Genomic DNA, 26,999 nt, shown 5'->3' on the forward strand with positions numbered 1-26,999 from the left:
GGTCTGGGTCCGTCTACGCTTTCGCTACGCTCAAGCTACGCCGGACACGCTCCGACCTGACGGTCTCCGCGTGGCTCCGCCACGCGTAGCCCGTCAGGGTGAAGCGTGGAGGCCCGGCCTGGATTTGAACCAGGATAAAGAGCATTGCACTGCTCCCGCGTCGTCGCTTCCGCCACCGGGCCGCTTACATCATTACCGATCACGGCGCGGTGAACCATGCTTACCGCACTTTAGGGTTAACAACCTTAGGGCGTAGTAGGATTCAACTGAGCTGGAGAGCGTGCCGGGCCACGAAGGTCATCCGCCAGGGGTTGTGGCCGATGTTCTGATGCGCGCGCGAGGTGGAAAAGCCGGCCCGGGCGAGCTTCTCAATCATCTCCTTCTCGCCGTAGCGCTGCAGCCCGACGCGGGTGCGCAGTTGCCGATAGTCGGACAGCGCCGTGCTGGCGAGGCCATAGAGCGCGTCTTTCAGGAAGCCGTGGGCGCGTGCGAATTTCAGCAGCGCCAGCACGTCCCGGGCCATCCCGACTTCGGGCCGCAGGATGTCGCCCAGCACCAGTCGGCCATTGGGCTTCAACAGCCGGCGTATGACGGCAAACGCCGAATCCAGTTCATCCGGTGTCATGTATTGCGCGACCGAGTTCATGACGACGAGGTCGATCGAGCCCTCGCTCATCGTCCGCAGTTCATCGAGCGAACGGACGCGGATCTTGGTGTTCGGCGCAAAGCGCGCGATCAGCCGGCCGCGGACGCCGGGCGCCGGCTCGGCCAGATAGAGCTTGGCACAGGCGTCCGCCACCCTGGCGGCCGACAGCGCCTCGCCGCAGGCATAGTCCAGCACGACGGCGTCGGGCGAGGCGATATAGCCGATGATGTCGCGCGCGATGACCTGGAAATGCAGGTCGCGATGCAGCTTGCTCGCATAAATCGTATGCGTTGAATCGTAATAGTCGATCCATTCATCCATGCGCGCAATGTCCCGCAAAACAGTAGGTTCCGGAGCCGGAACCAGCCTGAAAGTAATGCGTTAGGTCGTCCAGCGGCCAATGTCCACCCGCCGCCGGTTTCCGGTTCCTAACAGGAAGGTGCAACGTGAGCAAAGCCAACAACAAATCCGACAAGGTATCCCCCGATCTCGATACACCGACCGACCTGGCGCCGGCCGCCGTCGAGAAGATTTCGGCGTCGCTCAATGTCCTGCTGGCGGACGCCTTTGCGCTCTATCTGAAGACCAAGAATTTCCACTGGCACGTCAGCGGCCGCCATTTCCGCGACTATCATCTCCTGCTCGACGAGCAGTCGGCAGCGATTTACGGCACCACCGACCAGCTTGCCGAACGGGTGCGCAAGATCGGCGGCACAACAATTCGCTCGATCGGACAGATCGGCAAGTTGCAGACCATCCAGGACAACAACGAGGCCTACGTGCCGGCGCGCCAGATGCTGCGCGAACTGATGGAAGACAACAAGAAGATGGCGGCGGCGATGCGCAAGGCGCACAAGCTTGCCGACGACAATGAGGACAGGGGCACCGCGAGCCTGCTCGAACAGTTCATCGACGAGACCGAGCGCCGCACCTGGTTCCTGTTCGAGGCCAGCCGCCAGGAAGGCGCCAACGCGGCGTAGGACGCAATTGCGATTTCGCGAGGCGCGCACAGCGCAGGGTCGGCCTTGCCATCCCTGCGGCCTGCGGCGTTTGCCTTCCGAAAGGACATTCCCGTCGCGTCACGGTCGGTTTTGACGGTGTAGCTTCGAACGAAGAAGCGGCGAATCGCCGACTGACGGACGGCGTATCTGGCTACGTTAGATACATGCTTAGCGAGAGATACAGCGAGGCATCGATCCGCTAAATCTCTTGAGAACGATCGAGCCGTCCGAGCCACCCGATCCTAATATTTTCTGACGATGGGTTTCGTTGTCGGAGGCGCGCCGGGCGCCGGCGGCGAGATCGCGAAGGTGACCCAGGCATTCCAGCCACTCGGACGATTCTCTGCAGCAAACTCTCCGTAAGCCTTGAGATTGAGATAGCCCTGCATGTCGCCGACCGGAAAAAGGAATCCGATCTGGGGACCGACGCCAACCACCTGGGACTGGAAGCAGCCGACACGGTTGCCTGAACCGCTGTCGCAGCCGAGTTCTTTGTAGACATAGCCCACGAGGCCAACCATGACCTGCTTCGACAGGAACTGCGATGCACCCCAGTCGAAGTGCATGTCGACGCCGCTCTGATACTGCGTCGAAGGATTCTTGAAATTGTAGGTGAAGCCGAGCACGCCGGAGACCTCGTGGCCGGTCTGCGGATTGAAATAGGTATAGCCGCCGCCGGCGTCGATCGCGCCGTGTCCGATGCCAAGGTTTGACAAGCGCGTGGACTCGTAAGCGCCAACCGGGATATCGCCCGTGATGTAGGTCATGTAGTTGTGGACGCCGGCGTTCCAGCGCAATGCGAATTGCGGTATCAGATCCCCAAAGCCCCATGTCGTGTCGCTGAAAGTATCGGACCGCGAGAAGGGGATGTTGTTGCCGAGCGGGCCCGTGAGCACGCCGGACAAGGTCCCCGCCAGGCTGGTGCCGACGACACCATACGCCCCTATGAGGGACACCGACGCCTGGCCGCCAAGTACCGGCGTCGAGAATACATAGGTCGGGATCACAAAGCCCAGATTGCCGGTGGCGTTGACGCTCAAATTCAGGTTTGCGTTCAAGGTAACGTTGGCCGGAACCCTGTTGAGCGAGAAGTTACGCGCACGCGCGACGTCGGCGCCGGCCGATACGGAGGTGTGGTAGTAGATATTCGCCAGCGACCAACCCGGCTGCTGCGGCGTGGCCGCGAGGCTTCCAAAGAAACCGGGGACCCAGAAGCTGATGCCGTTTTCATCGGCGCGTGCCACGCCGGGAAGGGCGGCCAGCATCGCAATCGACAGGCCGGCACCTGCATATTTGAGAAGGGCGCCGAGTGCTCGATTGAATGGTTCGTGTGCCATCTGTTGCTCCCAATGCCCTGAGATCACAGTGATCAATCCGAGATTGACATAGATCGAATATCTCGTCGTAAGCCATCGCCCCGCGAAAACGGTCCAGATCGAAAATCCGTCGCGACTGTTGCGCTGAAGTCACGAGACTATCGCCTGCTATGCACGTCAACGGGCTTTGCGAAGGCGGCCCTGCGTCCGGCATCGGCGGCGGATCAATGAAGCCCGCTGCGTGCCGGTGCGCGATTGTCCTTGATGCGACTGGCCGAAGACCGAAGCGTCCGGGCTCTAAGAAAGATGCTTTCTCGCACAACGATGAATCTGCGGGCATCCTTTTGATGCCCGCAGATCAATTGGATTGGGCTAGTCTCTCGCTCTTTCGAGCGCGTGCCGCATCAGCTTTTGCTCACTGCCCGTCATTTGCGTCGCGCCAAGTTTGTAGGTGAGCTTGTCGATTTTGCCGGTGAACCGGAACGGCAGCTTGTAGCTGTCGTCCACTGCGGTGCGGGTATCACTGCCGATGTCAAAGGTCTCGTCGATCGCCATCAGGAAAGGAATCGAGTGCGGCATCGACTTCTTGGCGACCTGCTTGCCATCAACCGTGAGAACACCGGTGCCGCCCTTGCCGGGGCCGGGTCCATCGTACTTGAAGTCAAACACGATCGTGTGCTTGCCGGGCTTGAGCGCGTGGCCAAAGACATCGCGACTTCCCAGGCCGGCCTCCCAGCGATACCGCTTGAGATTGAGCATATTGTAGGAAAACACCGGCTTTCCCTTGAGCAGATAGAGGCCGTATCCGCCGAAGCGGCCGCCCAGCGTGGCGATCATTCCTTCCGCGCCGCCCTGGGGAACGGTTATCTCGGCGGTGATGGTATAGTCCTTGTTGAGGATGCTAGGAGCGTTACCGTCGGGAATGCCGGCATTCTCTCCCTTGAACGTGAAGACACTTCGCCCGGCGGTCGCGCTTGGCCGCGGCGTCACGAGACGGGGCAGGACCGAGTTGTCCAGTGGCAAGACCTGGTATTTTGCCGCCTCCGTCAGGAACAGTGCCTGCATCTCCTTCAGCTTGTCGGGATTCTTCGCAGCGAGGTCGTTGTTTTGCGAAAAGTCCTCGGTGATGTTGTACAACTCCCATTTGTAGTCGTTGATCTCGGGCAGCTTCGCCGTTCCCAAGACCCACGGCGGCACCGGCGGCGTCGTCGCGGCATACCAGCCATTGTTGTAGATTCCGCGATTGGCAAACATCTCGAAATACTGGGTTTCGCGTTTTGATGGCGCGTTGGCGTTTGCCTTGTCGAACGTGTAGGCCATGCTCACGCCTTCGATCGGCTTTTGCGCGATGCCGTTGACCGTGGCGGGCGCCGCGATGCCGCATGCTTCGAGGATCGTCGGCACGATGTCGATGATGTGGTGGAACTGGCTGCGGATGCCACCGGCGTCCTTGATGCGGCCGGGCCACGATATCGCCATGCCTTGTCGTGTACCGCCGAAGTGCGATGCCACCTGCTTGGTCCATTTGAACGGCGTGTCGAACGCCCACGACCAGGCCACCGACATGTGCGGGTAGGTCTTGTCGGAGCCCCAGGCTTCATAGTTCAGCATCAGCTCGGCTTCCGGGAGGTCCAGAATGGCGTTGTAGGCGGTCATCTGGTTCGGAGTGCCCTCGAGGGTGCCCTCGGCGCTCGTGCCATTGTCGCCGCTGATATAGATGATCAGCGTGTTGTCGAGCTTGCCCATGTCCTGGACGGCCTGGATAACGCGGCCGATCTCATAGTCGGTATAGGCGGCGTAGCCGGCAAACACCTCAGCCTCGCGCGCGTACAGCTTTTTTCGCACGAAGGAAAGCGAGTCCCACTTCGGCAGCGTATCCGGCCAGGGCGTCAGCTGGGTATTCTCGGGGATGACCCCGAGCTTCTTCTGGTTGGCGAAGATCTGCTCGCGCAGCTTCTCCCAGCCCATGTCGAACTTGCCCTTGAACTTGTCGATCCATTCCTTCCTGGGCTGGTGCGGCGAATGCGTGCCACCCGGCACGTAGTAGACAAAGAACGGCTTGTCCGGCGCGGCGGCGTTCAAGCCGTTCATGTAGTTGATGGCGTCATCGGCCATGTCGGTGATGAGGTTGTAGTTTTGCTTTCCGATCCATGGAAATACCTGGGTCGTATTGCGAAACAGGTAGGGCGTCCACTGGTCGGTCTCGCCGCCCATGAATCCGTAGAAGTATTCGAAGCCCATGCCGATCGGCCACTGGTCGAATGGTCCGGCCGCGCTGTACAGATAGGTCGGAGTGTTGTGGTTCTTGCCAAACCACGACGTGGCATATCCGTTGTCGCGCAGAATGGTTCCGATCGTTGCGCTCTCCTGGCCGATGACGGAATTGTAGCCGGGGTAGCCGGTAGACATTTCACCGATGACGCCATACCCGACCGAATGATGGTTGCGGCCGGTGATCAGCGCGGCGCGTGTCGGCGAGCACAGTGCGGTCGAGTTAAACTGGGTATAACGCAGGCCGGCGTTGGCGATGCGATCCATGTTCGGGGTCGGGATCACGCCGCCGAAGGTACCGGAAACGCCATAACCCTGGTCGTCGGTCATGATCAGCAGCACGTTTGGCGCCCCTTTGGGCGGAGCGACGGACGGCGGCCAATACGGCTTGGAATCCTTGGCCGTTTCGTTGATCACGCCGCCGAACTTCGGGGGCTCCGGCGGCAGTTGTTTGCCGTCGATCGTCATCGTAGCGCCGGGCGTGCCCGGGGTGCCCGTGATTTGCTGGGCGGCTGCGGATCCAGCGAGAAGAGCTGGAAATGCGACGAGCAGGGTCGCAAGACCGGTGGCCAATAGCCATTTCTGTTTCGGCCGACACTTGTCTTGTTCAGCGATCATGGGATTTTCTCCACTCGTGTGACGCAGCGAACGTGAGTCGTGACGAATACCCTTCCCAGAATCTCTTGCGCAAAAGCTCTGGTCTGCTCCTCGTCAGGGCTTTCGTGTTTGCGCGACCGGCCGCCGGCGCCGAAGCCCCGGCGGCCGTCAACGCTCATTGAGCCGAAATGCCTACCGTTGTTTGCGACTTCGTGACCGGCGGCGGATTCCATTTGCCGGTCAGCGCTTCCGACTTCGGTGCGTACAGACGCATCGTCAGATTGAATGGCCCCTTGGGCGCGGGAAGCCAGTTGGCTTCAAGCTCCTTGCCGGGGCTGGCGTTCTGGAAATAGAGATCGAGCGAACCGTCCGCATTGTATTTGAACGGCATCCAGCTGCTCACCGCAAAGCGGTTCAGGACGTTGCCGACCTGGAAGCCTTCTGGATCGTAGAGTGTGATCGACCAGAACGCGTTGACCGGCGGCGCTGCGCCCTTGTCGAAGGTGATGGTGTATTTGTTGGCGCCATCGAGCGGCTTGCCGGATTCGTCGGCGAGGTTGAGTGGATAGATGGCATCCTCGGGCAAATTGGCGCCAAGCCCCACTTGCGAGACGATCGCCCGCTTCAGATAGTAGTTGCCGTAGACGCCCATCGTGTCGGTGTTCATCGACCAGCCATTGGCGACGCGGGCCAGCGTCGGCACTTTCCAGGCCATCAGCTTTTGTCCGTCCTGCGGCGCGGTTTCGATCGCTCTCTGCACCGCCGGATCGAGCTTGCCGATGTCAAAGCTTTTGCCGGGCTCGATACCGATTTTCTTCATCTGCGCGATGATCGGCTCGTCGGTGATGTGAGGCGAGTGAACCTTGAGCAGCTCGGCGGCATTGGCGAAATACACGCCTGCCGACATGCTATCGACCTGGACCTTTGGCGGCGTCTTCATGTCGATGCTCGGGTCCGGCTTGAACTCGACCGGCCTGGGAGCCTTGCCATACTCGGAAAGCAGCGCGACCTTGTAGCCGGCCTGGATTTTTCGGACCGCATCGTAGTCGTGCGGGCCATCTGTCTTGGTCCGGCCAATCACCCAGACGTAAGACGTTGGCGCTTCGATCCGTTGGGTGTCTTTCGGAAGCTTGAACTCCTCCACAAACCTGTCGCGCAGGTCCGGCCGCCAACCCGGAGGCGTGATCAGAAACGTCCCGGCCCCGGTGCCCGTCGTTCGCCAGCCCGGCGAAGCAAACACGTCGGTCCACATGTCGAGCATCGGCAGCAGATAGTAGCGCCCATTCGTATCCGGTGCTGAGATCACCACAGGCTCTTTCGACATGTCCAGCCATGCAGTGGAGTATAAAGTGTCGAAGTTCGAACGAACGACACCCCTGAAGTCCGCAGGTGGATATTCGGGTACGTTATTGAACATGTTCATCGGACCCTTCCCCATTTCCTTGTCTGGCCCGATGTTGGTAAATTGCTTTCGCGTGACGTCCATCGACAGCAGCGGGTAGAAATAGAGGTAGGCGTCGACCGCGATCGCGTGCGCTTCCTGTTCGGTGATGGGCGCCTGCGCCAGCGCCGCGGGCGCAGCCGCTGCGCCGATACAGAGAGACAATGTCAGGGGCAGAATTTGCTTTAGCATGTCGCCTCCTCCTGTTCTGATGTGTTCAAGGTTCTGGAGTTGCCGCCTGCGTCTGATCCCGGTTTTCCTTGTGCTTGCGGGAAATTCCGCTTCCGGATGTTCGAAGATCAATCAGACGCATTCTAGCGGCTCATGAAGTGGTGCGTATCGCCAAGAAGAACGTGCATCATCGCTGCAAAAAAAGCTTCGCGCCGGGGACCGGAAGAACCGGGCTCTGTCGGCCTTGTATACAAGCCTGCGTTGTAGAATCCGCCTCGTGCAGGGTATTGGTATTGACCTATGTCAAGGCGTCGTCTCACGCGCAATTTTCTGCGCGCTTTCTTGATGATCGCAGGCGTATCCTGCTGCACCATTCCTGGGCCGTGCGAAGGGCGCCGGCAATGCAGGTATCGGGAAGCTCCTAAAGTTCAAGATGCACGAAAAACGCGCGCGTATTGAAGGCGCGCTGCAAGATTCCGATAATCAATTTAAGCGAGCCTGCGCGAGGCGACACTATGATGGGTGGGGCCATGATCCCGGGCAGAACGAACCGGGGACACCCCGGCCGTGCAATTGGTTCGAATTTGGATTTTAGTGATGCAACAAAAAGTAATTGAATTTCCCGGCACGGCTGAAGTCATGCCGGGGCCGTCGGCGGTGGCGCCGCCCTCGATCGAGCCGATATGGACGGTCGTCGATTCATTGTCTCGCACGCTGGATTGCATCAAGACCATGTGCGCGGATGCGCCGACCGGGCCGGTCCGTGACAAGCTTGAGATCGAACGGGCCAACCTCGTCATCGGGCTCTTTGTTGCCCGGGTCGCGGCGATGCGGGTGTCCTTGGGAGAGCCCGCCGCGGAACGGGCGGCCGATCGGATTGCCAGCCGCGGCTAGTGGCGGGCCGCCTTATCGCGCGGCGCTTCTCCATAGCTTCACCAGCGGTCCGTCTTCGCCCCGCACCGGATCGGTCTTCGGCAGCTTCACTTCCGGGATCGTCTTCAACGCCTTGGCGTGGTTCTCCGGCGTCGGGCGCGTGATCTGCATCGGCGGTCCCGGCGGATAGGCGCCGACGACGCAGAAATCGGGGCTGGCGAACACGCATTGATGCCCGGTGCCGGCGGGAAGGATGGCGACGTCGCCGGGCGTGATCTCGAGCTCCTTGCCGCTGTTACCGCCGAAGCGGACGCGCGCGCGGCCACGGGCGACGCCGAGCGCCTCGTGCACGGTGGCGTGGTAATGCACATAGTCATAGACGCCGTTGCGCCACATCGCGCCCCAGCCATTGGCGCCGAACAATCCCTCGATGGTCTTTTCCGGATGATCGTTCGCGACATCGACCGCGCCCTTGTAAACCAGGAACGGTAGCGGATTGTTGGGCACGAGGCCGTCATCTTCGAAGATGAAGGTGAGCGGCTCGATATCGGCGCTGACGACGGACATGGCTTTGCTCCGATGTGTAGGGTGGGCAAAGGAGCGTAGCGACGTGCCCACCACTCTAACCGAATACACGACGTGAGATGGTGGGCACGCTTCGCTTTGCCCACCCTACGCTCTATAACGTCAAACCAAACTCCGCCCCTCACGTTCCCTTCGGAATCTCGAAAACCAGACACGTCGTCGTCGCATGCGCGAGCAGCCGGCCGTTCGCGTCGGTAATACGCGCTTCCGCCGTCGCGGCGCGGCGGCCGACATTGAGCGTCTTGCCCTCGGTGCGGACGGTGCCGGTATCCTTGCTCATGCCCCTGATGAAGGAGATCTTGAATTCCAGCGTGGTGTAGCCGGTGCCGGCGGGTAGCGCGGTTTGCACCGCAAGCCCCATCGCCGAATCCAGCAGGATCGCGGCATAGCCGCCATGCACCGAGCCGATCGGATTGTAGTGCCGGAAGCCCGGCACGCTGTGGAACACGACGTGGCCTTTCTCGGCGGTGGACTCGAACGGCTCGACATTCTGCATGATCGGCGGCGAGGGCAGTTTGCCCGCGAACATGGCGCGGACGAAGTCGAGGCCCGACATCGATGCCATCACATGCGTCGGCGTTACGCCGTATTCGACGGCGGCGGACTTGTCGGGCATGGCAAATTCCCTTCGTTAAATTATGATTATAATATTATACCGCGTGGCGGAGCACTAGTGCGGCAAATTTTCTGTCATGGCCGGGCTAAAGCGCGAAGCGCGTCTTCGCGCTAGTTGTCCCGGCCATCCACGTCTTCGTCGCTGCGGCACTGTAAAAACGTGGATGCCCGGGACAAGCCCGGGCATGACGACATGGATGAATATGCGGCGCAGCGTTTAGCGAAAGCGTCTTACGCCCGCTTCTTTTCCCGCATCAGATCCGCAAACCGCTTGAACAGATAATGCGAGTCGCGCGGGCCGGGCGAGGCTTCGGGGTGGTACTGCACCGAGAACACCGGCTTGTCCTTGAGCTCGATGCCGCAATTGGAGCCGTCGAACAGCGAGATGTGGGTCTGCGTCGCACCCTCAGGCAGGGTATCCTGGTCCACCGCAAAACCGTGGTTCATGGAGGTGATCTCGACCTTGCCGGTGGTCTCGTCCTTCACCGGATGATTGGCGCCGTGGTGGCCCTGATGCATCTTCTTGGTCTTGGCACCGACGGCCAGTCCCAGCATCTGGTGACCGAGGCAGATGCCGAAGGTCGGCGTACCCGACGCGATCACCTCGCGGATCACGGGCACGGCGTATTTGCCTGTGGCCGCCGGGTCGCCCGGGCCGTTGCTCAGGAAAACGCCGTCCGGCTTCATCGCCAGAATGTCTTCGGCCGATGTCGTCGCCGGCACCACCGTGACCTTGCAGCCTTCACCGGCGAGCAGCCGCAGAATGTTGCGCTTGATGCCGTAGTCGATCGCGACGACGTTGAACTCCGGCTCGCTCTGGCGGCCAAAACCCTGCTGCCAGGCCCACGGCGTCTCGTCCCAGGTGAAGCGCTGGCCCGACGTGACCATTGGCACCAGGTCCATGCCTTCGAGGCCGGGCCATTCGCGCGCCTCTTCCTTCAGCCCATGCAGGTCGAACGTGCCGCTCTTCGAATGCGCGATCACGGCGTTCGGCATGCCCTTGGAGCGGATCAGCGCGGTCAGCGCGCGGGTGTCGATGCCGGAGAGGCCGATGATGCCGCGGGCGCGCAGCCACTGGTCGAGATGCTTGGTGGCGCGGTAGTTCGAGGGATCGGTAATGGCCGTGCGCAGGATCACGCCGCGCGCGCCCGGCGTCGCCGCCATGTTCACCGTCTCGATATCCTCGTCGTTGGTGCCGACATTGCCGATATGCGGGAAGGTGAAGGTGATGAGCTGGCCGGCATAGGAGGGATCGGTGAGGATCTCCTCATAGCCGGTCATCGCGGTATTGAAGCAGACCTCGCCGACGGCGTGGCCTTCCGCGCCGAGGCCAAAACCTTCCAGCACGGTACCATCGGCAAGCACGAGGAGCGCGGTCGGTTTCTGGTCCGGCCAGGCTGAGGAATTATTGGATGTTGTCATGAGCGCACTTCATAGTCGCAAGCGCCCCCGCGCGTCAAAGCCGGAAGGCCAGAAAACAGGGTGATTCACATGCGTTTGCTGCATATTTGACCGCCGGTTCCGCCGGCCCTCGGTCTTTTGGGCCAAATCCGCCTTAAACGGACCGCTAAGGCTTAACCAATTCGAGCCGGTCTCGTTCGTTTCCTGCCCCGCCGGCCGGCCCATAGGCCACTCCCGCAGTGGCGTGGTTCGCCCAGTCGCTATATAGACGCGGAATCTTCCGATAGACCCAAGGCCCTTCCAGCGGCGCTAATTTCAGTGAGGCACCATGCTGCGCGACGACATCAACAATGCGGTCAAGGAGGCCATGAAGGCGAAGGAGGAGCGCAAGCTCTCCACCCTGCGCATGGTCAATTCGGCGATCAAGAACGCCGATATCGACGCGCGCGGGCAGGGCAAGCCGCCGCTCTCCGATGCCGACCTGCTCGGCCTCCTGCAGAAGATGATCAAGCAGCGCCAGGAATCCGTCGAGCTCTACGACAAGGGCGGCCGCGCCGAGCTCGCCGCGCAGGAGCGCGAGGAGATCGCGGTCATTTCCGCCTATCTGCCCAAGCAGATGTCGGACGACGAGGTGAAGGCCGCGATTTCGGCCGCGATCGCCGAAACCGGCGCCGCCGGCATGAAGGACATGGGCAAGGTGATCGGCGTGCTGCGCGCCAAGTTCGCGGGGCAAATGGATTTCGGCAAAGCCAGCGGCATGGTGAAGGCGGCGCTGGCCGGGTAGTTTTCCTCGGGAACCTTTCCACCAGCGCCGCATCCAACAGGCTCAAGCTCCGTTGGCACGCGTCGTGGAAAGGCATCTCGATGAATCCGAATGTACAGGCACTTAATCGCGCAAGGACATCGCTGTCCGATATCCAGAGGCCTGGTAGGGCCGAGGTCGAAGCGGCCGTTCGCACGATCATCCGATGGACGGGCGAAGACCCTGATCGGGACGGCCTGCGCGAGACGCCGGCGCGGGTGACGCGCGCGTTCGAGGAGTTCTTCTCAGGCTATGGTCAGGACCCCGTCGAAATCCTGAGGAAGACCTTCGAAGAGATCGAAGGCTATGACGAGATGATCGTGCTGCGCGGCATCCGTTTCGAGAGCCATTGCGAGCACCACATGGCGCCGATCGTCGGCCAGGCCTGGGTGGCCTACATTCCAAACGGCCGCGTGGTCGGCATCAGCAAGCTGGCGCGCGTCGTCGACGTCTACGCCAGGCGCCTGCAGATTCAGGAAAAGATGACCGCGCAGATCGCCAACACCATCAATGACGTGCTGGAACCGCAGGGCGTCGGCGTCATTATCAAGGCGTCGCATCACTGCATGACGACGCGCGGCGTGCACAAGCCGGACTCCGATCTCGTGACCAGCCGCATGCTGGGCTGCTTTCGCGACAATGCGCTGACCCGTCAGGAATTTCTGGGAATGGCGACCTAACGCAACCCAAGCGGAGGACGACATGGCCGATCAGCAAGCTCCGCCCGCCGGTCCCGATCTGTCAAAGGGCATCCTGTTGTCCGAATTCGCCGGCGAGACCTTGCTTGGCCATGTCGGCGACGAGGAAGTCGTGCTGGTGCGCTCGGGATCTGAGATTTTCGCGGTCGGCGCCCATTGCACCCATTATCACGGGCCGCTCGCGGAGGGCTTGGTGACGGGCGGAGGCATCCGTTGTCCCTGGCATCACGCCTGTTTCGACTTGCGCACCGGCGAAGCCACAAGGGCGCCGGCGCTCAGTCCGATCGCGGTCTGGAAGGTCGAGCAGGAAAACGGTCGCATCCTGGTTCGCCAAAAGCGTGAACAGCCCAAGCCGCAGGTGATCGCCATCACCGATGCGCCCGGCCGGATCGTGATCGTCGGCGGCGGCGCGGCAGGCTTCGCCGCAGCCGAGATGCTGCGGCGGCAGGAGTATCCCGGCAGCATCGTGATGCTGAGCCACGAGGCGGCGGCGCCGGTGGACCGGCCGAACCTGTCCAAGGATTATCTCGCCGGAAGCGCGCCGGAGGACTGGGTGCCGTTGCGGCCGGATGATTTCTACGCCGAGGCGAAGATCGACCTCCGGCTCAACACCGAGGTCACGGCCATCGACACCAATGCGCGCCATGTCGTCACGTCAGGCGGGGAGACCATTCCGTACGATCGGTTGCTGCTGGCGACCGGCGCGGAACCGGTGCGCCTGCCGATACCGGGCATCGATCAGCCCCATGTCCACGTGCTGCGCTCGCTCGCCGATTCCCGCGCGATCATTGCATCGGCGGACGGCGCGCGGCGCGCGGTCGTGATCGGCGCGAGCTTCATCGGGCTGGAAGCTGCGGCCTCGTTGCGCGCCAGAAATATCGAGGTTCACGTCGTAGGCCTCGAGCAGCGGCCGATGGAGCGCGTGCTCGGGCCGGAGCTGGGCGATTTCGTGCGCGCCCTGCACGAAGAGCACGGCGTTATCTTCCATCTCGGCGATACCGTCACCGCGATCGACGGCAAGCGCGCGACGCTGAAAAGCGGCGGCGTGATCGACGCCGATCTCGTGGTGGTCGGCGTCGGCGTGCGTCCGCGCCTTGAATTGGCCGAGAAGGCGGGACTGGCGATCGATCGTGGCGTCACCGTCAACGCCTATCTGGAAACCAGCATCGCCGGCATCTATGCTACGGGCGATATTGCGCGCTGGCCCGATCCGCATTCCCTTCAGACCATCCGCGTCGAGCATTGGGTGGTGGCCCAGCGTCAGGGCCAGACTGCAGCGCGAAACATGCTTGGGCAGCGCGAGCCGTTCCATGCGGTGCCGTTTTTCTGGAGCCAGCACTACGATGTGCCGATCAATTATGTCGGCCACGCCGAGAAATGGGACGAAATCACCGTCGATGGCGACATTGCCAGCAAGGATTGCCTGCTGCAATACAAGAGCAACGGCCGCGTGCTGGCCGTCGCCTCGATCTATCGCGACATCGCAAGCCTCGAGGCCGAACTGGCGATGGAGAAGGCGCGGGCGCCTTAAGTCGGGGCGACAAAACATCTCTCCACGTCATGCCCGGGCTTGTCCCGGGCATCCACGTCTTTAGACTTACGACAGGCAAGAAGACGTGGATGGCCGGGAGCGCAGACAAGTGTACGTAGTCTGCGCAAAAACAGACTACTATGCCCGGCCATGACGAAGGGAAACAACCAAGGCCATGCTCACCGAAGCCTCAACCTACGACGAACTCTACCGTAACTTCCGCTGGGACGTCCCGGATCGCTTCAACATGGCGACGGCGTGTTGCGATCGATATGCCGATGGCAGCAACCGGCTGGCGCTGATCTATGTCGACGAGGACGGCGTCACCACGCGCACCTCGTTCGACGAGGTCGCCGAGATGTCGCGCCGGTTTGCCAACGTGTTGAAGGCCGACGGCCTCTCGCGCGGCGACCGCATAGCCGTGTTCCTGTCGCAATCCCTTGAATTGCCGATTGCGCATCTCGCGGCGTTCCGTTCCGGCATGATTTCCATTCCGCTGTTCGCGCTGTTCGGCGAGGATGCGCTGGAATTCCGGCTGTCGAATTCCGGCGCACGGGCCATCATTACCGACGAAAGCGGATGGGAGAAGCTCTCGAAGATCCGCGACCGGCTGCCGTATCTCCAGGCCATCTATGTCACGACCAGCATCGCGCACGCCGGCGCGAAGCCGTTCTGGCCGGCGATCGAGGAGGCGGACGACGTGTTCCCTACCGTCGACACCTCGGCGGATGATCCGGCCCTGATCATCTACACCTCTGGCACGACGGGAAATCCCAAGGGCGCGCTGCATGCGCATCGCGTGGTGCTCGGCCATCTCCCCAATGTCGAGATGTGCCACAACTTTCTGCCGCGGCCCGGCGACCTGATGTGGACGCCAGCCGACTGGGCCTGGATTGGCGGGCTGATCAACGCCCTGTTCGCGTTCTGGTATCACGGCATTCCGCTCGTCGGCCATCGCGCGCGCAAGTTCGAGCCGCAAGCGGCGATGACGATGATGGCCGAGCTTGGCATTCGCAACACCTTCCTGCCGCCGACCGCGCTGAAACTGATGCGGCAGGCCGGCGTGAAGAATCCCGGCTTGAACCTGCGCAGCATCTTCACCGGCGGTGAATCGCTTGGCGGCGAACTGCACGGCTGGGTGCGCGAAACCTTCGGCATCGACGCGCATGAAGTGTTCGGCCAGACCGAATGCAATCTCGTGATCGGCAGCAATTCGAACCTGTTCCCGATCCGGCCCGGCTCGATGGGCAAGGCGACACCGGGCTTCGACGTCCGCATCGTCAACGACAAGGGCGAGGAATTGCCGAGGGGCGCGCGCGGCATCATCGGCGTGCGCCAGCCTTGTCCCTGCACCATGATCGAGTACTGGAAGAATCCGGACGCGACCGCGAAGAAATATGCCGGCGAGTTCCTGCTCACCGGCGATCTCGGCGTGCAGGATGAGGACGGGTATTTCTGGTACGTCAGCCGCGAGGACGACGTCATCACCACCGCCGGCTACCGCGTCGGCCCGTCGGAGATCGAACACACGCTGATGAAGCATCCGGCGGTTGCGATGTCGGCGGTGGTCGGTATCCCCGATCCGATCCGCACCGAATCCATCAAGGCCTGGATCGTGCTGCGCCCGGGCTTTGCGCCGAGCGACGAATTGGCGCGCGAGATCCAGGAGTTCGTGAAAGTGCAACTCGCCGCGCACGAATACCCGCGCTTCGTGCAGTTCGCCGAGACGCTGCCGATGACGGCGACGGGGAAGGTGCTGCGGCGGGAACTGCGGGCGCTGGGTTAGGCCCTTCGATCAATTCGACGCGGTAGAAAAATGCAAAAGAAAACGTCTCACGCCGCGGGCCTGCACCGCGCCTCGCTCAAGAAGCTCCATGATCTGGATGCAGCGCTGGAGCTCATGTATTACGGCTGGCGCGGCATGACGCTTTCGGCCGATGAGTATCTCGCCACGCTTGGCCTTTCGCGCCCGCATCACCGCATTCTCTATGTGGTCGCGCGACAACCCGATATTTCGATCGGGGCCCTGATCGAGATCCTCGGCATATCCAAGCAGGCCGTGAATCGGCCGCTTGGCCTGTTGCTGGAGCGTAAGCTGCTGACATCGAAGCGATCGCCCGAGCAGCATCGCTCCAAATTGCTGCGGCTGACAGAAGCCGGTCAGCGCATCGAGCAACGGGCGTCGGGTTACGAGCGCAAGGTCCTGCGCGAGGCGTTCGATCGTGTCGGCCAGCCCGGCGCTGCTGCCTGGATGGCGGTTATGGGGGTCATTGCAGATAACAATTGATCGCTTTGTCACGTCAACATGGTTGACGTTAGGATCGCCCTGTGTCATCTCTTCCCGGCAGTTGCACCCGAGGGAGGGGCGCGAGCATGAGCGAACAGATAATGGATCGCGCGGCGGCCGGACGCTTTGTCGAGGCGTGGTGCGCGAACTGGCGCAAGGTCGATATCGACGCCGTCGTTTCGCACTTTGCCGAAAACGCCGAGATGCGCAGTCCTTTGGCGCTCAAATTGACGGAGTCGCCCGTGGTCGCGGGCGCCGAGAACATCCGTGCCTACTGGCACAAGGCCTACGGCCATATCGAGAGCGCGGACCTGAAAATCCTGAACTGGAGCTGGGACGACACGATCGCGCGGCTGACGGTGTGGTGGCAGCTGGGCGACGCGCGCGCCAGCGAGTTCATGGACTTCGACGGCGCTGGCCGTGTCGTCCGCAGCGAGGCCTTTTACGGAAAGTAGCCATGCGATTTTCGGATATTGTTCTGCTTCTCAATACGCTCTGGTTCGGCGGCGCGTTCATCCAGTTCAGCATTGCCCAGGGCAATACGCTGAAGATACTGGTGCCGCGCGAGGAGCGCGGAAATCCGATCGCGCCGACTTTGTCGGCCAGCGTTGCGTTTCTGGGCGGGATGAATCTGCCGATCGGCCTCCTGTCGCTGTATCTCCTGTTGTTCCGGCCGCCCTTCTTCGGGGCTTTTGACGCGCAGCTTGCATTGTTCCTGTTTTTCTCTGCGTGTCACTTCAGCCAGTTCGCCTACAACCTTCCGGTCCTGATGCGTGGCGGGCGGGTCGGGGTGGCGTATTGGCCCGTGTTGAAGGGGCCGATGCTCCGGATTTTCGTCATCGATGCGGCGCTGTTTGTTGCGAACCTTGTTGTGGCGCTCCTGCTCCTGCCCCGTTCCTGACAAGCGCAATCCGGCTGCAATGCCCGCATCATGAGGGAGGGAGCACAACTCTCGCTGTCGTCCCTGCGAACGCAGGGACCCATAACCACCAGCGGAAACTGTTTATACGCCGGTCGCTATCTGCCTTTTCCAGCAACAACGGCCGCGGAGTATGGGTCCCTGCGTTCGCAGGGACGACGGTAAGAGAGAGGTGGTCACCCTCTCAAATATTGACCAAGATCAACGCGCCTCCGTTGCACCCTGCCTCAATGTCCCAAACCCAGGGAGGACTCGATGGAGACGATCTCCGGCAAGGCCGATCCGGTGGTGCGGCCGATTACGGCGGCCGACATCGCGGAGGCGCTGAGCCAGGGCCTGCGGGATTTTCAGGCGATGCCGCTCTACGGGCTCGCCTTTGGCGCGCTCTATGCGGCCGGCGGGATCGCGATCCTGCTCTGCTTGACCGCGTTTGGCATGGTCTATCTGGTTTATCCGCTCGCCGCGGGCTTTGCGATGATCGGCCCGTTCGTCGCTGTCGGGCTCTACGAGGTGAGCCGGCGACGCGAAGCCGGGCGGCCGGTTTCGTTCGGAGCGATCTGGGCCACGATAAGGTCACGCAGCGAAATCGGCTGGATGGCCTTTGTCACGCTGTTCGTGTTCGTGGTGTGGATGTACCAGGTACGGCTGCTGATTGCGCTGCTGCTCGGGCTCAATGCCTCGTTCTCCAGCCTGCATGAATTCATCACGGTAGTGCTCACGACCAACGAGGGCCTTCTATTCCTCGCCATCGGCAACGCGGTCGGCGCCGCGCTGTCGCTGATCCTGTTCTCGCTCACCGTGGTGTCATTTCCGCTCTTGCTCGACCGCGACGTCGATTTCGTCACCGCGATGATCACGAGCGTCCGCGCGGTGGTGACGAGCCCGTTGCCGATGATCGGATGGGCGGCGCTGATCGTGGTCCTGCTCGCGGTTTCGGCGATGCCCTACTTCCTCGGCCTCGTGGTGACGCTGCCAGTGCTCGGCCACACCACCTGGCACCTCTATCGCCGGATCATCGCGCCGGTGGCGGCGTAGCCCGGCGATCAATTCGCCTTCAGGACCGCGCGCAGCATCGATGCCAGATCGTGCCGGCGGTAGGGCTTGTTCAGGATCCGCACGCCGCGACCGGCCCCGTCGATCGCCTTCGCGGGATGTTCGGTATGGCCGGAGGTCAGGAGAATCTTCAATTGAGGCCGCAGGCGCGCGGCCTGGCGGGCGAGTTCCGTCCCGAACATGCCGCCGGGCATCGCGACATCCGTGAACAGGAGATGGATGTTCTCCGGGCCGCGCAGAATTTCGAGCGCCGCTGATGCGTTGGGCGTGACGATGACGCGATAGCCGAGCGCCTTCAATTCGCCTTCGACATAGCCACGCACCATGTCGTCGTCCTCGACAACGAGAATGGTTTCGCTGCCGGTCGGGGGCGCCTGTTGATCGGTGGAGGGCACGGCCCTGATCTGAGCTGTCACGACGCGAGGAAAGAAAAGCCTGACCGCGGTGCCATGGCCCGGCTCGGAGCGTATCTGCATTGCGCCGCCGGATTGCTGGGCGAAGCCGTAGACCATGCTCAGGCCGAGGCCGGTGCCTTTGCCGACTTCCTTGGTGGTGAAGAACGGCTCGAAGGCGCGGCCGGCGACCTCGGCCGTCATGCCGGTGCCGGTATCGGTCACGGTGACCATTACATAGTCGCCGGGCCGCGCTTCGCCGTTGACGTCGACGTCGGTTTCACCGAGCGACGTGTTCTTCACCTCGACCGTCAGCTTGCCGCCTGATGGCATGGCGTCGCGCGCGTTCAGCACCAGGTTGAGCAGCGCCGAGGCCAGTTGGCCCGGGTCGACGCTGGCCTGCCACAGGTTCTGATCCAGGTTGAATTTACATTCGATGTGTTCGCCGAGCGTCCGGCGCAGCAATGGCTCCATGCCGAGAATTTTCTGACCGATGTCGATATGCTTCGGCATCAAGGGCTGCTTGCGCGCGAACGCGAGCAGGCTTCGGGTCAGGTCCGATCCGCGTTCCGCGGCGGTCGCGATGCTCTCGGCGATGTTGCTCAGCTCCTTGTGAGGAGCCAGCCGCTCGGCGAGATGCTCCGCATTGCCGAGGATGACTGTTAGCAGATTGTTGAAATCATGCGCCACGCCGCCGGTGAGCTGGCCCATCGCCTCCATTTTCTGGGATTGGGTGAGTTTCTGGTTGAGCTCGTCAATGGCGGCGCGCTGACGCTCGAGCGACTCAGCGGTGCTGTTGAATTGTGTCATCAGCCCGCCCAGTTCGCCGCCCGGATGGGGCTGGGCAATTCGTGCACTCAGGTCGCCAAGCCCGAGCTTCGTCGCCATCGCGGCCAAACGTCCGACCTGACGGCCGATGATCATGGTCGCGAGAATCCAGACGCCGGCCAGCAGCAGCAACGAGGCTACCGCCAGGATTGCCAGGTCCTCGTAAAGACGGCGGTTGGCCGCGGCCACCAGGCTGTCCTTGGGCCGCCCGACCATGATGTGAAGCCCGGCATCGCGTGCCGAAGGCGAGCGAGCTGCAGCCCAGACGCGGGTCCGGCCTTCGCGCTTGGCCGCTTCATGGAACGGCTCGCGGTTCGGCGAAGCCGCAAACCGGAACAACTCAGAATTCGCAATCGACGTGCCGGCCGGCTCGGTCCAGTCCTTGCTGTCGGGTGCGACGAGGACCGTGCCTTTCCTGTCAACCAGCAGAATCTCGCTGTCATCAGACAGGCGCCTGTCGTGATCCTCGGCGAATTTCTTCAGATTGAACGAGGCGAGCAGGATGAATTTCAGCTCGCCGGATTCGGAGCGAACGGGATAGGCGATCTGCAGCACGGATGTCCCCGTCAGGCGGCCGAACACGGGCTCCAACGTGACGATGCCGTGTGCCATCAACGCTTGCCTGAAGTATTCGCGATCCCTCAGATCGAGCGTCCGGTTGGTTCTAAGCGAGTCGCAGAACAGGCTGCCGTCCGGATTGATGGTCAGGATGCCGGTGTAGCGCGTGTATTCCTCGCGCACGGCGGACAGGAACGCCGAACAGGCCGCCTTGTCGCGCGTATCGAGATCGCGGGCGCGGGCGAGGCCGTAGTGAAGCTGGGCCGTGCCCTGGATCTTCTCGTCGAGATCGCCCAGGATATCGCTGGCGGTGGCCGACAGACTGGCCCGCGCGGCATCGATGTCGCTGGTGCGGTTCTGGATGAAACGCAGTCCCACAAGGATGGCCGGCACCAGCATCGCGGCAATAACAAGAATTAATAGCCGGGTGCGCAGGCTCATCGGTGCGTCGTTCCGCGCTCAAATCAGCGGTTTCGTTGCAAAGTAGAGTGACGTTCGGCCTCTACATGCGAGGCAGCTGTTCTGTGCTGGAACTGCTTGCGCTGGAATATCCCTTAGGCAGGCTTGAGTCCACTCGCGAAGCTTAGCAAGTAGGCTATGGCGCTCCATCGTCGTCGCCTTGGTTGGGACTGTGTGCTCCTATTTGTGCGCGGGTTCCGCCGTCGGATCACGAAATCAGGCCATAGATCACACTGCCGAGCTTGCGTTCGTCGCCGTCGAAACTGGCAATCATCGCCGCCAGCATTTCGTCCGGCTTCAATTTTTCGATTTTGAGCGGATGGCCTGCGTGGTCGGCCAGCAGGGCGAAGAACGTAAGCTGCGATCGTCCATTTCCTTCGCGGAACGCATGGATCGCATTCAGCTCTGCCAGGAAATGCGCAGCTTGGCTTGCGAATGTCAGCGCATCGAGATTGTGGAGGTAATCCGCAGATCGCAAACCGTCGAACAGCTTGTTCGCCTGGTCCTCGATGTTTTCGGGAAAGCAGAATGGATTGCCGCCCTTCGCAATCCTGACCGTGCGGACCTGCCCTGCCCACTGATAGACATCTTGAAACAGATGGTGGTGGATAGCCTTGTAGTGCGCGAAGTCCATCGATCCATCTGGCAGCGGTTCTTCCGCTCGCGCGCTGGAGATTTCTGCCTCGAACGCGTCGAGTTCATCCTGGCTTCGCAAGTCGAGCTTGTTCACCAGTACGGTCGAGTTCTTGTAGGTGTAGGGATCCTCGATCGCATCGTACATGCGGTCGGTCAGCCCTTGCGATGGCTACGAATGATTGCCTGGCGATATTCTTCCGCTGTGAGGCCTTTGCTTCGCGCTTCGCCGGCGCGCTTCTTCATCGCCGGGGTGAGCCTGATGCCCTCGACTTCGCTGATCTTGGCAAAACGACCTCGTCCGAGCACAAACCGGCCCGACTTCGTCCCTTTTGTTGCAATGTTCTTCTGTTTCGCCATAGCCGCAGATTACCACGAGTCGCCGTCAATAGCACGCTCGGCATGCACTTGAATCGGCAGGCGAGCGATGGCCGGAAGAGGAAGGACGCTCCCTACGGCGTCCCGATCCCCATTTCCTTCAGTGCGGCCAGCATCCGCTCCGGCGGCCGCATCTCGATGGCCAGTGCGTTGCCGGTCTCCAGGAGGCTCTTCAGGCTGGACAGGATCGCGGGCCAGCCTGTGCGTCCGCCGGACAGGATGTCGTCGCTGATGTCGCGGTCGTGCGATTGCAGCATCGTCAGCTTCACCACGTTGCCGGCCTTCTCGATCTCGTAGGTCACGAGCGTCGGCCCGAGCTTTTCCACCAGCGCCGGCCAGTTGACGTTGAAGGTGACGGTGAGCTTCTTCAGCGGTTCGCATTCGATCACCTCGCCCGAAATATGCAGGGCGCCGTCGGGCGTGCGCATGACGAAGGCGCCGCCCACCCTGAGATCGACCTCGACCGCCTGGCCGGAGAAATACTGCCTGGAAAACTCCGCGCGCGTCAGCGCCTCCCACACCTTCTCCGGCGTCGAGGCGATGTAGATGGTGTAGACAATGGCAGGCTTGAAGTTCTTGATGTTCATGACACACCTTCGATGCCGAGCGCGGAAACCGGAATTTCAAGCGCGGTGCCGGATTCCAGCAGGCTCTTGAGGCTGGACATAATGGCCGGCCATCCCCTGGAGATGCCGTCCAACAGCTTGCTGCCCTCTGCAAAACCTTCATGCGTGAGCGTCAGCTTCACCAATCTGCCGTGCGGCTCGATGGTGAAGACGACCTTGGTGGCCTTCTCGTTGCGGTACGCCTCGTTGGTCACATGCTGGAAAGTGTAGGAGAGCCGCCGCGGCCGATCGGCCTCGAGAATCTCCCCGGTATCGGTAGTGGTGCCGCCCATGACCAGTTCCAGCGGTGAGCCAACCTTCCAGTCCGATTTCAACTCGGTGCCGAACCAGTAGCGCCTCGAGAATTCGCTGGACGTCAGTGCCTCCCACAATCTCTCCGGCGTGGTCTCGATATAGGTGACGTAGACGAATTCCGGCTTACTCATCACGCTTCTCCAATTGTCGTTTCAACTCGGAGAGCGCGGCAAGTTTCCCGCGCTCGAATTTCTTGATCCAGCGTTCGCCGATCTGATGGATCGGAACCGGATTGAGGTAGTGCAGCTTCTCGCGGCCATGCCGGAGCGTGGTGACGAGGTTTGCCGCTTCCAGAATCCCCAGGTGCTTGGTCACGGCCTGCCGCGTCATGTCGAGGCCGTCGCAGAGCTCGTTCAGCGTCTGTCCATTGTTGGCGTGAAGCCGATCCAGCAGCGAGCGCCGCGACGCGTCGGCGAGCGCTTTGAAGACTTCATCCATGGTTGGGATAATAGGCAACCAAAAGGTTGCATGTCAAGGGCGTGTGTTGGGCGCATCCCAAGGATGTGTTAGCTTATCGCCAGCCAACGCAGATTGGCCTTGAACAGTCGGGGTGGAACATGGGCGATCGCCTCAAACTCGCAGCCTGGTGCGCGATCTATTTTCTCGCATGCTCGGGCGCTCACGCGCAGCAGCAGGTGATCGGCGCGCCGCCCGAAGCCTCCAACATGAAGCTTGTTGGAACCAGCGATCTGCAGGCCCGCAGCGCCTATCAGCCGACCATCCACCATCAGGGCGATCGCTGGATCGCCTATATCGGCCATCATGGCGGCAGCGACGAAATTCCAGCGCCGGTCAATCCGCAGACCGGCAAGGCTGAACCGAACGGCACGTCGATCGTCGACGTCACCAATCCCTCGCAGCCGAAATATCTGCGCCATCTCCCGGGCCAGGAAGGAAAATATGAAGGGGGCGGCGCGCAGATGGGGCGGATCTGCGACGGCAAGGCGTTGCCGAAGGGCGATCGCAACGCGGTCTACATGCTCAGGACGTTCGGCGGTGAGGCCCATGAGATCTGGAACGTCGCCGATCCCGCCAATCCCGTGCTGATCACGCGGATCGCCGGCTTGAAGGATACGCACAAGAACTGGTGGGAATGCGACACCGGCATTGCCTTCCTGGTGTCGGGCGCGCCGGACTGGCGCACGCGCCGCATGACGCAGGTCTACGATCTCTCCGATCCCGCGCATCCGCAGAAGATCAGGGATTTCGGCCTGCCCGGCCAGGAGCCGGGCTCGACCGGCGCGGTGCCGACCGAACTGCACGGGCCGATCTCGACGGGGCCTTCCGGCAACCGGGTCTATTTCGGTTACGGCACCAACAAGGGCGGCATCCTGCAGATCGTCGATCGCGAGAAGCTGCTCAACGGCCCGAAGGAGCCGACCGCGGACAATCTGCGGCTTCCGGAAATTGCGCGGCTGCCGATGTCGGCGTTCAACGGCGCCCACACGACGTTTCCGATGCTTGGCATGCCGATTGCGGAATTCGCGCGCGACAAGGACGGCAAGACCCGCGACATCGTGATGATCGTCGATGAGGCGATCCTGAACGAATGCAACGAGCCGCGGCAGATGGTGTGGTTCGCCGACGTCACGGTCGAGAACCGGCCCATGATGATCTCGAGCTACACCGTGCCGGAAGCGAGCGGAACGTTTTGCGAGCGGGGCGGACGGTTCGGCGCGCATTCCTCCAACGAGAGCATGGCGCCGGTGTTCTACAAGAAGATGGCGTTTATCGCCTTCTTCAATGCCGGCGTCCGCGCGCTCGACATTCGCGATCCCTTTCATCCCATCGAGGTCGGCTATTTCATTCCGGCGATTACGGCGGCGACCGACAAGCGCTGCGTCAAGATCGATGACAAGAACCGCTGCAAGGTCGCGATCCAGACCAATAATGTCGAAACCGACGAGCGCGGTTACATCTACATCGTCGACCGCGCCAACACTGGCCTGCACATTCTGGAACTGACCGGCCCGGCGCGCGCCGTCGCCGGCCTGCCGTAAGGTGCCGACGATGCGCCGCTGGCCGCTCATTGCATTTTTCATTGTGACGCTCGGCGCGCTGTCGGGCGCTGCGGCCTATCAGCAAGCCGGGCCGCGCCACGAGGAGCAGCAAAGTGCGTGGCGTGAAATCGCCTGGCCCTTCCCGCGCGACGGCTGGCCGGCCGGCAAGGCGTTTCGCTGCGATGGATGCGGCGGCGATGTCGTGATCTCTGTGCGGCCGAAGATCGGCTTCTGCAATTGCGACCGCGGCGTCGCTGACGACGATGAGGTTGATCGTGTCGCCGATGTCGATTTGATCAATCAGCGCTTTGTACCGGTCAGCAGCGGACAGGTGGTGCGCGTGGCAGATATGCCGGGGCGGATCAGGACGTATGAGTTGCCGCCGGCCGCCGGCGCAAGACACGCGGTAGGCATCGCGGTTTCGCGCGGCTGCGACCTCCTCGTCGCGGTCGCGCACGGCAAAGGCGAGGCGTCGGCGATACAGCGCGCCGCGCTGGCGTTTCTGGCGACCGGCGAAATGACGCGCTGGATGGTGGCTGCGATGGAGGGACGGTGAAACACCTCCGTCATGCCCGGGTCAAGCCCACGGCTGTCCGGTTTAATTTTTGTAGACAAGGCGCATGGCGTTGATTCTTCTGTGCTCCAAGCGTTTGGCGACGTTTTGGGACACGGAGAAGGATCAAGCCATGCTGCATCAGAATAGCGTATTCCACGGACTTCTAAAGCACGTTCCATGGCATCGGTTCGACAGGCTTGTGGAGGAGCATGGAGCCGATGCGCGGGTGCGCCGGTTGTCGACCAAGAGCCAGTTGGTGGCGCTGCTTTATGGTCAGCTTTCGGGGGCGGCGAGCTTGCGCGAGATCGTGGCAGGACTTTCGAGCCATGCTGTGCGGCTCTACCATGTGGGCGCGGCACCGGTTCAACGATCGACCTTCTCGGATGCGAACGCACAGCGGCCTGCCGCCGTGTTCACCGAACTGTTGGCGATAATGATGAAGCAGGCGCATCGCGGGCTGCGTCGCAAGCTTGCCGAGACGACCTACCTGATCGATGCCACGAGCGTGCGCTTGAACGAACACAGCGCCGGCTGGGCGCGGTTCTCGGCGGGGGTCTGCGGTGCCAAAGTGCACGTAATTTACGACGCCGACGCCGATCGCCCAATCTATGCCGCGGTCACTCCGGCCAACGTCAACGACATCACCATGGCCCAGCAAATGCCGATCGAGCCGGGCGCCACTTATGTCTTCGATCTCGGTTATTACGACTATGCCTGGTGGGCCGCGCTCGATGCCGCCGGCTGCCGGATCGTCAGCCGCTTCAAATCCAACACGCCGCTCGACGTGGTGGAGGAACTGCCCGTCATCCCGGACGGCAACATCCTCTCCGACCGCATCGGCTTCCTTCCCGCACGCCAGGCCAAGAGCCGCTGCAATCCAATGCAGGATGCGGTACGCGAGGTCCGCATCATGACCGATACCGGAAAGATGCTGCGTATCTTGTCGAATGATCTCGATGCCAGCGCACAAGAGATCGCTGATCTCTATCGTCGACGCTGGGCCATCGAGTTGTTCTTCCGCTGGATCAAGCAGACCCTCAAGATCACTCGCTTCGTCGGCACATCCGAGAATGCCATACGCATCCAGATTGCGGTCGCGCTCATCGCCTTCCTGCTGCTGCGCCTGGCCCAGGCTGCACAGAAAGCCGTTCCAAGCCCAACCGTCTTCAGCAGGCTGGTCCGGGCCAACCTCATGCACCGCCGATCGATCGACAAACTGCTCGAACCATCGCCAATCGTCCAAGATCAGCGGCAGATGAGCCTAAGTCTATGCTAAAACTAAACCGGACAGCCGTGGGACGAGCCCGGGCATCCACGTCTTTTTAACGGGCGCGCTTTGCGATAAGACGTGGATGGCCGGGACATAGGCGAGCGGAAGCGACGCCGTCCTTCGGACGTCTATGCCCGGCCATGACGTCTCTCCCAGCCGAGGTTCCCACATGTCCCTTCAGGTCTATCTCGCCTTTGTCGCCGCCTGCATCGCGCTCGCCTTGCTGCCGGGTCCTGTCGTCACGCTGTTGATCGCGAATGGCTTGCGATACGGGACGAGGGCGGCGATGATCAATTGCGCCGGGGTGCAGACCGCGATGGCGATCGTGATCGGCACCGTCGCGATCGGTCTGACCTCGCTGATGGCGACCATGGGCTACTGGTTCGACTGGGTGCGCTTTGCCGGCGCGGCCTATCTGATCTGGCTCGGCATCAAGCTGATCCGCGAGCCGGTGGAGGGCCTCAACGCCGACGAGCCGCCACCGCCGCCGCGCGGCGGCTTCTTCCTGCAGGGCTTTCTGGTGCTGCTCTCCAACCCGAAGGTGCTGATCTTCTTCGGTGCGTTCATTCCGCAGTTCATGGACATGGAGAAGCCGCATCTGCCGCAGGTGGCGCTGCTCGGCATCACTTTCATGGTGATCGCCGCCTCGACGGATGCGATCTATGCGCTGCTGGCCGGCCGCGCACGAAAATTCTTCTCCAAGCAGCGGACGCGGCTGGTGTCGCGCGTCTCCGGCGGCGTCATGATCGGCGGCGGCATCTGGCTGGCGCTGACGCGCGCGCGCTGATTTTACGGCCG

The 26,999-nt window shown here is 62.0% G+C and carries 27 protein-coding genes and 1 tRNA gene; 14 read left to right on the top strand and 14 right to left on the bottom strand.

What is annotated here, in order from left to right:
- Positions 1-106 precede the first annotated feature (106 nt).
- Positions 107-182, bottom strand: a tRNA-OTHER gene (locus LMTR21_RS04150).
- A gap of 80 nt (positions 183-262) precedes the next feature.
- On the bottom strand, positions 263-967 hold the full coding sequence (locus LMTR21_RS04155) for a class I SAM-dependent methyltransferase (RefSeq protein ID WP_065755389.1): 705 nt from the start codon (positions 965-967) through the stop codon (positions 263-265).
- 125 nt (positions 968-1,092) lie between these two features.
- On the opposite strand from LMTR21_RS04155, the gene LMTR21_RS04160 reads away from it, so the two are divergent.
- Positions 1,093-1,626: a Dps family protein gene (locus tag LMTR21_RS04160; protein WP_065755390.1), complete on the top strand. Its 534-nt coding sequence runs from the start codon at positions 1,093-1,095 to the stop codon at positions 1,624-1,626.
- 263 nt (positions 1,627-1,889) lie between these two features.
- Here the strand turns inward: LMTR21_RS04160 and LMTR21_RS04165 are convergent, their stop codons facing one another.
- From LMTR21_RS04165 to LMTR21_RS04175, 3 genes are all read right to left on the bottom strand, one after another.
- Positions 1,890-2,912: a SphA family protein gene (locus tag LMTR21_RS04165; RefSeq protein ID WP_065755411.1), complete on the bottom strand. Its 1,023-nt coding sequence runs from the start codon at positions 2,910-2,912 to the stop codon at positions 1,890-1,892.
- 423 nt (positions 2,913-3,335) lie between these two features.
- The gene (locus LMTR21_RS04170; protein ID WP_065755391.1) at positions 3,336-5,852 is read right to left on the bottom strand and encodes an arylsulfatase; all 2,517 of its coding nucleotides are present in this window, start codon (positions 5,850-5,852) and stop codon (positions 3,336-3,338) included.
- 154 nt (positions 5,853-6,006) lie between these two features.
- Positions 6,007-7,464: a DUF1254 domain-containing protein gene (locus LMTR21_RS04175; protein WP_065755392.1), complete on the bottom strand. Its 1,458-nt coding sequence runs from the start codon at positions 7,462-7,464 to the stop codon at positions 6,007-6,009.
- Positions 7,465-8,010: 546 nt separating this feature from the next.
- Between LMTR21_RS04175 and LMTR21_RS04180 the strand changes: the two genes are divergently transcribed.
- A complete protein-coding gene (locus LMTR21_RS04180) occupies positions 8,011-8,337 on the top strand; it encodes a hypothetical protein (protein WP_141688533.1) in 327 nt (108 codons plus the stop codon).
- Positions 8,338-8,349: 12 nt separating this feature from the next.
- On the opposite strand, the gene LMTR21_RS04185 is transcribed toward LMTR21_RS04180, so the two are convergent.
- The 3 genes from LMTR21_RS04185 to carA form a co-directional block, all read right to left on the bottom strand.
- Positions 8,350-8,883 (bottom strand): cupin domain-containing protein, encoded by a 534-nt coding sequence (locus tag LMTR21_RS04185; protein ID WP_065755394.1) that lies wholly within the window; start codon positions 8,881-8,883, stop codon positions 8,350-8,352.
- A gap of 139 nt (positions 8,884-9,022) precedes the next feature.
- Positions 9,023-9,517 (bottom strand): PaaI family thioesterase, encoded by a 495-nt coding sequence (locus tag LMTR21_RS04190; protein ID WP_065755395.1) that lies wholly within the window; start codon positions 9,515-9,517, stop codon positions 9,023-9,025.
- A gap of 230 nt (positions 9,518-9,747) precedes the next feature.
- Positions 9,748-10,938 (bottom strand): glutamine-hydrolyzing carbamoyl-phosphate synthase small subunit, encoded by a 1,191-nt coding sequence (gene carA / locus LMTR21_RS04195; RefSeq protein WP_065755396.1) that lies wholly within the window; start codon positions 10,936-10,938, stop codon positions 9,748-9,750.
- A gap of 307 nt (positions 10,939-11,245) precedes the next feature.
- Between carA and LMTR21_RS04200 the strand changes: the two genes are divergently transcribed.
- From LMTR21_RS04200 to LMTR21_RS04235, 8 genes are all read left to right on the top strand, one after another.
- The gene (locus LMTR21_RS04200; RefSeq protein ID WP_057858407.1) at positions 11,246-11,701 is read left to right on the top strand and encodes a GatB/YqeY domain-containing protein; all 456 of its coding nucleotides are present in this window, start codon (positions 11,246-11,248) and stop codon (positions 11,699-11,701) included.
- 80 nt (positions 11,702-11,781) lie between these two features.
- Complete coding sequence (gene folE / locus LMTR21_RS04205) at positions 11,782-12,399, top strand: GTP cyclohydrolase I FolE (RefSeq protein WP_065755397.1); 618 nt, start codon at positions 11,782-11,784, stop codon at positions 12,397-12,399.
- A gap of 22 nt (positions 12,400-12,421) precedes the next feature.
- The gene (locus LMTR21_RS04210; protein WP_065755398.1) at positions 12,422-13,948 is read left to right on the top strand and encodes an FAD-dependent oxidoreductase; all 1,527 of its coding nucleotides are present in this window, start codon (positions 12,422-12,424) and stop codon (positions 13,946-13,948) included.
- A 175-nt stretch (positions 13,949-14,123) separates the two neighbouring features.
- Complete coding sequence (locus LMTR21_RS04215) at positions 14,124-15,734, top strand: acyl-CoA synthetase (RefSeq protein WP_065755399.1); 1,611 nt, start codon at positions 14,124-14,126, stop codon at positions 15,732-15,734.
- A gap of 30 nt (positions 15,735-15,764) precedes the next feature.
- Positions 15,765-16,235 carry a MarR family winged helix-turn-helix transcriptional regulator gene (locus LMTR21_RS04220; protein ID WP_148635934.1) on the top strand — a complete coding sequence of 157 codons (471 nt, stop codon included), beginning with the start codon at positions 15,765-15,767 and terminating at the stop codon, positions 16,233-16,235.
- An 86-nt stretch (positions 16,236-16,321) separates the two neighbouring features.
- The gene (locus LMTR21_RS04225; RefSeq protein ID WP_065755401.1) at positions 16,322-16,690 is read left to right on the top strand and encodes a nuclear transport factor 2 family protein; all 369 of its coding nucleotides are present in this window, start codon (positions 16,322-16,324) and stop codon (positions 16,688-16,690) included.
- A 2-nt stretch (positions 16,691-16,692) separates the two neighbouring features.
- Positions 16,693-17,136: a hypothetical protein gene (locus LMTR21_RS04230; RefSeq protein WP_065755402.1), complete on the top strand. Its 444-nt coding sequence runs from the start codon at positions 16,693-16,695 to the stop codon at positions 17,134-17,136.
- A 273-nt stretch (positions 17,137-17,409) separates the two neighbouring features.
- Entirely contained in the window at positions 17,410-18,189 is a 780-nt protein-coding gene (locus LMTR21_RS04235; RefSeq protein WP_065755403.1) for a DUF2189 domain-containing protein, read from the top strand.
- A gap of 8 nt (positions 18,190-18,197) precedes the next feature.
- Here LMTR21_RS04235 and LMTR21_RS04240 read toward each other — a convergent pair whose 3' ends face one another.
- The 6 genes from LMTR21_RS04240 to LMTR21_RS04265 all read right to left on the bottom strand — a co-directional run bounded on the left by LMTR21_RS04240 (position 18,198) and on the right by LMTR21_RS04265 (position 22,813).
- Positions 18,198-20,426, bottom strand: a complete 2,229-nt coding sequence (locus LMTR21_RS04240) for an ATP-binding protein (protein ID WP_065755404.1) — start codon at positions 20,424-20,426, stop codon at positions 18,198-18,200.
- Between the two features lie 226 nt (positions 20,427-20,652).
- On the bottom strand, positions 20,653-21,225 hold the full coding sequence (locus LMTR21_RS04245; protein WP_065755405.1) for a Fic/DOC family protein: 573 nt from the start codon (positions 21,223-21,225) through the stop codon (positions 20,653-20,655).
- A gap of 8 nt (positions 21,226-21,233) precedes the next feature.
- Positions 21,234-21,437 carry a hypothetical protein gene (locus LMTR21_RS04250; RefSeq protein WP_065755406.1) on the bottom strand — a complete coding sequence of 68 codons (204 nt, stop codon included), beginning with the start codon at positions 21,435-21,437 and terminating at the stop codon, positions 21,234-21,236.
- Positions 21,438-21,529: 92 nt separating this feature from the next.
- Positions 21,530-22,042 (bottom strand): SRPBCC family protein, encoded by a 513-nt coding sequence (locus tag LMTR21_RS04255; protein ID WP_065755407.1) that lies wholly within the window; start codon positions 22,040-22,042, stop codon positions 21,530-21,532.
- Positions 22,039-22,506, bottom strand: coding sequence for an SRPBCC family protein (locus LMTR21_RS04260; RefSeq protein WP_065755408.1), 468 nt, complete (start codon positions 22,504-22,506; stop codon positions 22,039-22,041). Before LMTR21_RS04260 ends, LMTR21_RS04255 begins: the two co-directional genes overlap by 4 nt.
- A complete protein-coding gene (locus LMTR21_RS04265; protein WP_065755409.1) occupies positions 22,499-22,813 on the bottom strand; it encodes an ArsR/SmtB family transcription factor in 315 nt (104 codons plus the stop codon). Before LMTR21_RS04265 ends, LMTR21_RS04260 begins: the two co-directional genes overlap by 8 nt.
- Before the next feature lie 119 nt (positions 22,814-22,932).
- Between LMTR21_RS04265 and LMTR21_RS04270 the strand changes: the two genes are divergently transcribed.
- The 4 genes from LMTR21_RS04270 (at position 22,933) to LMTR21_RS04285 (ending at position 26,988) form a co-directional block, all read left to right on the top strand.
- The gene (locus tag LMTR21_RS04270; RefSeq protein ID WP_065755410.1) at positions 22,933-24,375 is read left to right on the top strand and encodes an LVIVD repeat-containing protein; all 1,443 of its coding nucleotides are present in this window, start codon (positions 22,933-22,935) and stop codon (positions 24,373-24,375) included.
- Between the two features lie 10 nt (positions 24,376-24,385).
- A complete protein-coding gene (locus LMTR21_RS04275) occupies positions 24,386-24,931 on the top strand; it encodes a hypothetical protein (RefSeq protein WP_065755412.1) in 546 nt (181 codons plus the stop codon).
- Positions 24,932-25,061: 130 nt separating this feature from the next.
- The gene (locus LMTR21_RS04280; protein WP_148635931.1) at positions 25,062-26,207 is read left to right on the top strand and encodes an IS4 family transposase; all 1,146 of its coding nucleotides are present in this window, start codon (positions 25,062-25,064) and stop codon (positions 26,205-26,207) included.
- Positions 26,208-26,370: 163 nt separating this feature from the next.
- Complete coding sequence (locus tag LMTR21_RS04285; RefSeq protein WP_065750892.1) at positions 26,371-26,988, top strand: LysE family translocator; 618 nt, start codon at positions 26,371-26,373, stop codon at positions 26,986-26,988.
- Positions 26,989-26,999: the final 11 nt, after the last annotated feature.

The organism is Bradyrhizobium paxllaeri (genome assembly GCF_001693515.2).
GTDB classification, from domain to species: Bacteria; Pseudomonadota; Alphaproteobacteria; order Rhizobiales; family Xanthobacteraceae; genus Bradyrhizobium; species Bradyrhizobium paxllaeri.

Bases quoted from the DNA above. Each gene is read 5' to 3' on its own strand.
- LMTR21_RS04210 (WP_065755398.1), top strand. From the start codon at position 12,422: ATGGCCGATCAGCAAGCTCCGCCCGCCGGTCCCGATCTGTCAAAGGGC.
- LMTR21_RS04215 (WP_065755399.1), top strand. From the start codon at position 14,124: ATGCTCACCGAAGCCTCAACCTACGACGAACTCTACCGTAACTTCCGC.
- LMTR21_RS04245 (WP_065755405.1), bottom strand. From the start codon at position 21,225: ATGTACGATGCGATCGAGGATCCCTACACCTACAAGAACTCGACCGTA.
- LMTR21_RS04275 (WP_065755412.1), top strand. From the start codon at position 24,386: ATGCGCCGCTGGCCGCTCATTGCATTTTTCATTGTGACGCTCGGCGCG.
- LMTR21_RS04185 (WP_065755394.1), bottom strand. From the start codon at position 8,883: ATGTCCGTCGTCAGCGCCGATATCGAGCCGCTCACCTTCATCTTCGAA.
- LMTR21_RS04260 (WP_065755408.1), bottom strand. From the start codon at position 22,506: ATGAGTAAGCCGGAATTCGTCTACGTCACCTATATCGAGACCACGCCG.
- LMTR21_RS04230 (WP_065755402.1), top strand. From the start codon at position 16,693: ATGCGATTTTCGGATATTGTTCTGCTTCTCAATACGCTCTGGTTCGGC.
- LMTR21_RS04285 (WP_065750892.1), top strand. From the start codon at position 26,371: ATGTCCCTTCAGGTCTATCTCGCCTTTGTCGCCGCCTGCATCGCGCTC.
- LMTR21_RS04170 (WP_065755391.1), bottom strand. From the start codon at position 5,852: ATGATCGCTGAACAAGACAAGTGTCGGCCGAAACAGAAATGGCTATTG.
- LMTR21_RS04250 (WP_065755406.1), bottom strand. From the start codon at position 21,437: ATGGCGAAACAGAAGAACATTGCAACAAAAGGGACGAAGTCGGGCCGG.
- LMTR21_RS04255 (WP_065755407.1), bottom strand. From the start codon at position 22,042: ATGAACATCAAGAACTTCAAGCCTGCCATTGTCTACACCATCTACATC.
- LMTR21_RS04235 (WP_065755403.1), top strand. From the start codon at position 17,410: ATGGAGACGATCTCCGGCAAGGCCGATCCGGTGGTGCGGCCGATTACG.
- LMTR21_RS04225 (WP_065755401.1), top strand. From the start codon at position 16,322: ATGAGCGAACAGATAATGGATCGCGCGGCGGCCGGACGCTTTGTCGAG.
- LMTR21_RS04270 (WP_065755410.1), top strand. From the start codon at position 22,933: ATGGGCGATCGCCTCAAACTCGCAGCCTGGTGCGCGATCTATTTTCTC.
- LMTR21_RS04220 (WP_148635934.1), top strand. From the start codon at position 15,765: ATGCAAAAGAAAACGTCTCACGCCGCGGGCCTGCACCGCGCCTCGCTC.
- LMTR21_RS04265 (WP_065755409.1), bottom strand. From the start codon at position 22,813: ATGGATGAAGTCTTCAAAGCGCTCGCCGACGCGTCGCGGCGCTCGCTG.
- LMTR21_RS04155 (WP_065755389.1), bottom strand. From the start codon at position 967: ATGGATGAATGGATCGACTATTACGATTCAACGCATACGATTTATGCG.
- LMTR21_RS04165 (WP_065755411.1), bottom strand. From the start codon at position 2,912: ATGCTGGCCGCCCTTCCCGGCGTGGCACGCGCCGATGAAAACGGCATC.
- LMTR21_RS04280 (WP_148635931.1), top strand. From the start codon at position 25,062: ATGCTGCATCAGAATAGCGTATTCCACGGACTTCTAAAGCACGTTCCA.
- LMTR21_RS04190 (WP_065755395.1), bottom strand. From the start codon at position 9,517: ATGCCCGACAAGTCCGCCGCCGTCGAATACGGCGTAACGCCGACGCAT.
- LMTR21_RS04175 (WP_065755392.1), bottom strand. From the start codon at position 7,464: ATGCTAAAGCAAATTCTGCCCCTGACATTGTCTCTCTGTATCGGCGCA.
- LMTR21_RS04200 (WP_057858407.1), top strand. From the start codon at position 11,246: ATGCTGCGCGACGACATCAACAATGCGGTCAAGGAGGCCATGAAGGCG.
- carA (WP_065755396.1), bottom strand. From the start codon at position 10,938: ATGACAACATCCAATAATTCCTCAGCCTGGCCGGACCAGAAACCGACC.
- LMTR21_RS04240 (WP_065755404.1), bottom strand. From the start codon at position 20,426: ATGAGCCTGCGCACCCGGCTATTAATTCTTGTTATTGCCGCGATGCTG.
- folE (WP_065755397.1), top strand. From the start codon at position 11,782: ATGAATCCGAATGTACAGGCACTTAATCGCGCAAGGACATCGCTGTCC.